Below are 4083 nucleotides of genomic sequence, written 5' to 3'. Positions count from 1 at the left end.
ATAAATGTTGGGAATTAGTTTATGCTTTGATGCGTTTAAGTCGTCATAAGCTCGATAATTATTTACGAGGTATGAGAGCTATGAAGCTTATACAGTCTACTTTTTAGCTCTCATGTCGCCCCCCCAGCAGGAAAGTATTGAGGACTGGATAATCATCAGTAGGTAGTTTTCCTAGGTGTTTTTTGATGATTTGTGGAAAATTTGATATCATTTAAGCAACATTATTATATTTTTATTTGGCCTCTATTTTATCAAATTAGAGGCTATTTGTCTAGTTTTTTAACTATCATTCAACATTTCTGCTAATATTGATAAGTATTTAGGGGTATAAATGTCGATTTTTTTTATTTTTTTTACCGTTGTTTAGATGTTTTAAACTAATAAATAATAATCAGGTGGCAACGAAAGTAAACATAAACGTAAACTCGAACGTAAACCCTAACGCAAACCTAATCCTTGATAGTGTAGATTAAGTTATCATTAATAAATCATGAACGTGGAAGAACTATAAAACCGTTATCGAGAAGAGATTCAAAGTCTAGCTAACCAACTTCAAAATGCAGTTCTCGGACTGTCTCAGACAGAATAAAAAATTGCTAAGATGGGACGGTCTATAGAGAACCTGAGCCAAATCCTTGAGTAATTTATCTTACAGCAGAATCAAAAAAAACTAATTCCATGACTGATGGACAATAAATGTCAAGTCGCTTGACCGTAGGTCACGCTGCGCGAACGCTCCAATTCAAAGTTCAAAATTATTAATTCAAAATGATTCGGACAATTCTAGATTTTTAATTTTTAATTTTTAATTTTTAATTCCCCGGGGGGCTTGTACCCGGAATTAATTAATTCAAAATTTGTTCAATGTCTTGATGCAATAGCGAGTGGGGGAAACCACGGCAATAGCGAGTGGTTTGTTCGCGTTCGCCTTTGGCGTGGCCTACGGCCAAGCGTCGCCTTTGGCGATAGTTACCGTAAGACAGGCTCGCCTTAATCAATGGAGGCGCGCTTTCCGCTTGAAGAATTAAATTACGGGGTCGCGCCTCAAGTTTTAACCCTTTTTTGCATAACCTACCAACCATAAAGGCTCAACGTAATCAGGTTTCGTCTCCGGGGGAGACCACGGCAATAGCGAGTGGGGGAAACCCCCAAGACCGCGCTGCCTCCCCAAGACCGCGCTGCCTCCCCAAGACCGCGCTGCATCGCTTCTAGATTTTTAATTTTTAATTTTGAATTTTGAATTCCCCAAAGGGGTCAATGATTTCCCTAACAGGACTTACGCAACAACCCTATCTGTAGGGTGCGTTATTAACTAACCAAGCGCTTTTGTGGAAGCACCTTTGTGGCCGAGTTTTGCGTAAGTCCTGCCTAAGACTTCAAACTCATATCATCTCCGGTACCATCGGTATTGTATACCACAAGAGTGTTTTGCAGGCGGCTCAGCCTTGTGGCTCTCAAGACAAATGACAAAAAAAGCGGACTGGATATCAATTGGTTATTTCTTCCTCTATGGCTTGTTCTATTTCTCTGAGAAGCGCTGGTTTGACTAGATAACGACGAGCTCCTAGTCTGAGAGCTCGCTTTTTGTCTGCTGGGAAGGAGTAGGCAGAAAGGATAACTATAGGGATTGTTGCCCATTGGGATTTCTTGAGTTTTTCGATCAAGGTAAAGCCATCAACTTCTGGTAATTTGAGATCCAGCAGAATCAAGTCAGGTTGAAAGTCGGCGAGGTCTCGTTTAATGGTTAACCCATGGGGTAAAGCGCAAACGTCATACCCTTGCAACTGAAGGTATTCAGTGATAACTTCTCGATTGAAATCGTCATCCTCAATAAATAGGATTTTCTGAACCACAATTACAGATGTTTTTTCATTGCTACATAAATACCAACGGTTTATCCTTTAAACGACCATATGCCTCCGCATCAAAGCGGTACAAATTTCAGGGACGACCTGCTCCATGAGATCCTCTTAAACTAGTATCCGCCAGGAATAATAGCTTTAAAAGACGAGGGCTAAAATTGTAATAATCCGAGACGTTTTCAAAAAAAACTGTGGTGTACAGTTGATAAATAGTATAGATATTATTGAGGGTAAATACATCTCGGAACAGGTCAAAGGCGACAGGATTGTCTGCCAATTTGTTGCGCAAATGCCGATAACCATAGTCCAAAATTGGATTATGCTCAAAGGCGAGCTGCGGCACATGCTCGATGGAATACCAGGTAATACCACTGACATGATCTGTGTTGAATTTAGCTTCTTCTAGTCCCACTAGGGCAAAGTAACTGACGGATAGGTAACCCATGGCATAGTGGTGGTTATAGGTAACCTCGACTCTAACCAATTTTGGTTGATAACGACCTAGTTCTCCGAAAGTGTACAGTTGCTCTAGGTTCAGGTTGTTAACTCCAATTTTCTCTGCCCAAATCCGATCGCATAGCGTGGCCATTCGCGTAGCGTGGCCGAAAGGCCAAGGCCAATCGCGTAGCGTGGCCATTCGCGTAGCGTGGCCGAAAGGCCAAGGCCAATCCCCAGCATTGTCTAATGATTCTCCGTCCGACACCAAGGTTCCTGGTAAACTCGATTTACCGAGGAAGGCTTCCTCTTGGAGTACCAAAAGGCGGCTTTGTTGGGTATTGAGGGAAAAAATCACAGGATCAACCCCGACCTGGACGTTGGCTAGAGCTGGTAGTTTGACCTGTTTGGTGCTGCTTTGGGTCATTGGTACAACTGCTCTTGATGGATATAGTCCTTAACCAGAGGAGTCAGTGCTTTTGTATCACCATTCTCACGATACGCTGTAGAGGAAACTGATGGTACCGTAATATCAGCGATCGCTAATTGTGCTCCTAGATGCTTCAACTTTTCTAAACTAGCCTGATCTACTCCATATCCTGAACGAGGTATCACCAGCAACTGTACTTGTTTTAACAATTGTTCAATTTGATACCAACGGGGCATCTGACGGACTAAATCAGCACCAATCACCAGAGTCATGTTTGCCTGTAATCCCCAGCGCTGTTTAGCTAGTGCTATGGTTTCCAAGGTTCTAGAGCTACTCAAGTCGGGGCTGACACGGATCGGATTTTGATACGGGTCAATCTCCTCAATCAGTAACTTGAGCATGTGGGAACGTTGTTCTAGGGTAGTCTGATGAGACTTGAATGGATTATCTGACGCCCAAACCACCACTTGGTCATAGTGATGGGATAGCCACTGGAGAATGGATTGATGAGCACAAGTTGGGGGATCTGCACTGGTACCAAACAGGGCTATATTGACCATAGTTAGTTAAAAGTTAGTTAAAAGCTCAAAGGGGTTTGAGATTAGGTTTGCTCTTCAGTATCTAGTGCGTGAAAAGCGATCTAAGCCTAGGCTTGGGTTTTAGCTTCAGAATTCTAAAATTTAAACGCGCCACGGCTTAGGGTACACTCAAAGGAAACAGAATGGGATGGATGCGCGTCCCGCAATTAAGCGAACGCTTCAACTGCTACACGCTATATATAGCTTATTTGCTTCAGCCCTGAGACCAATGGTGAGAGCCCCCTAGTTGATTGACAAAAGTCCTTAAACTAGGGGGCATGACAGTTGGTACAATGGATATAGCCTGAGAAATCCGACAAATCAAATAGGATTTACTGAGAACTCCAACTGATCAGGACTTATCCAGGAACTCCCTTGAGTAAGGTGCGTTATTAACCCACCTTACTAAGCTGTCGCCTATTTAATTTGTCTATTTTTGAATAAGCGGGAAAAACTATACAATCTTCTCCCCTTGCCGATTCAATTTATAAATCAATTAAATGTAGATGCGACCAATATGTAGATGCGATCAATATAATATGCTTGATGTAGATGTTTTACAGCTTACTTACCTTTCTTCCCACTGTTCTATCTCTTTCATCCCACCACCAATAATCTCTCTAAAAGTGCAACGCCCCTCAAAGTGTGGGAGTATGAAGCTTCCACCGCCTGAACGAGGCGGTGGTGTCTTATGCTAATTTGGAGTTATCCCTAACCCACAACTCACACAAGGAAGCCCAGCTTCTAGGCGGTCGTCCAGATCTTTTGCTGGAACGAC

At 42.6% G+C, this 4083-nt stretch carries 3 protein-coding genes and 1 pseudogene; all 4 read right to left on the bottom strand.

Annotation, left to right across the window (positions count from 1 at the left end; translation table 11 throughout):
• Window positions 1–845: 845 nt before the first annotated feature.
• The gene (locus F6K37_RS33880; protein ID WP_154659668.1) at window positions 846–1082 is read right to left on the bottom strand and encodes a hypothetical protein; all 237 of its coding nucleotides are present in this window, start codon (window positions 1080–1082) and stop codon (window positions 846–848) included.
• 405 nt (window positions 1083–1487) lie between these two features.
• Window positions 1488–1853, bottom strand: a complete 366-nt coding sequence (locus tag F6K37_RS33875) for a response regulator (RefSeq protein ID WP_008179375.1) — start codon at window positions 1851–1853, stop codon at window positions 1488–1490.
• A 22-nt stretch (window positions 1854–1875) separates the two neighbouring features.
• Window positions 1876–2724 (bottom strand): annotated as a pseudogene (locus tag F6K37_RS33870) (NUDIX hydrolase).
• Entirely contained in the window at window positions 2721–3287 is a 567-nt protein-coding gene (locus F6K37_RS33865; RefSeq protein WP_008179371.1) for a nicotinate-nucleotide adenylyltransferase, read from the bottom strand. The pseudogene F6K37_RS33870 and the gene F6K37_RS33865 overlap by 4 nt, the downstream one beginning before the upstream one ends.
• Between the last annotated feature and the right edge of the window lie 796 nt (window positions 3288–4083).

This window comes from Moorena sp. SIO4E2 (genome assembly GCF_010671945.1).
Taxonomy (GTDB): Bacteria; Cyanobacteriota; Cyanobacteriia; order Cyanobacteriales; family Coleofasciculaceae; genus Moorena; species Moorena producens.
This window is presented reverse-complemented; position numbering and strand designations above follow the sequence as displayed.

Excerpts from the sequence above, each read along its gene's own strand:
- F6K37_RS33865 (WP_008179371.1), bottom strand. The coding sequence starts at position 3,287 with ATGGTCAATATAGCCCTGTTTGGTACCAGTGCAGATCCCCCAACTTGT.
- F6K37_RS33880 (WP_154659668.1), bottom strand. The coding sequence starts at position 1,082 with ATGGTTGGTAGGTTATGCAAAAAAGGGTTAAAACTTGAGGCGCGACCC.